A 556-nucleotide genomic window follows, 5' to 3' on the forward strand; every position below is an offset into this window, starting at 1 on the left:
AGGTCTGTTGAAGAGGCGAACTGGGTTTCGGCGGTTCAGCCGATGATGCCCATAATGTCGGATTCCTTCATGATCAGAAGGTCTTCGCCATTGAGCTTCACTTCGGTGCCGGACCACTTGCCGAACAGGATGCGGTCGCCAGCCTTCACGTCGAGCGGAACAAGCTTGCCCGCCTCGTCGCGCGCGCCGGAGCCGACGGCGATGATCTCGCCTTCCTGTGGCTTTTCCTTTGCGGTGTCGGGAATGATGATCCCGCCGGCGGTCTTCGCTTCGGACTCGACGCGGCGAACGACCACGCGGTCATGCAGCGGCCGGAAATTCGACTTTGCCATTTTTGGATGTCCCTGGTGCGGATGTTGAACGGTTCTCCGTTGCCGGAGCGCGGTTAGCACTCGCCAGAAGCGAGTGCTAACGTGGCGGTGAGATAGGCCGTCGGCTGGTGCGAGTCAACTCTTGAATCGGAGAAGGGAGAGCCCCGCAGTTCTTCATCGCCACGCCCGCTCTCGCGTCTGGCCATTGAGTAGTCGGGAAGACGGGCAGGCAGGAAAGCGCCGCA

At 61.2% G+C, this 556-nt stretch carries 1 protein-coding gene; it reads right to left on the reverse strand.

Features of this window, described 5'->3' with window-relative positions:
• Positions 1 to 35: 35 nt before the first annotated feature.
• On the reverse strand, positions 36 to 332 hold the full coding sequence (groES, locus tag G6N73_RS36225) for a co-chaperone GroES (protein ID WP_023802596.1): 297 nt from the start codon (positions 330 to 332) through the stop codon (positions 36 to 38).
• Positions 333 to 556: the final 224 nt, after the last annotated feature.

It is taken from the genome of Allomesorhizobium camelthorni (assembly GCF_011045125.1).
Taxonomy (GTDB): domain Bacteria; phylum Pseudomonadota; class Alphaproteobacteria; order Rhizobiales; family Rhizobiaceae; genus Allomesorhizobium; species Allomesorhizobium camelthorni.

Coding starts and splice junctions, on each gene's coding strand:
- groES (WP_023802596.1), bottom strand. CDS start 332: ATGGCAAAGTCGAATTTCCGGCCGCTGCATGACCGCGTGGTCGTTCGC.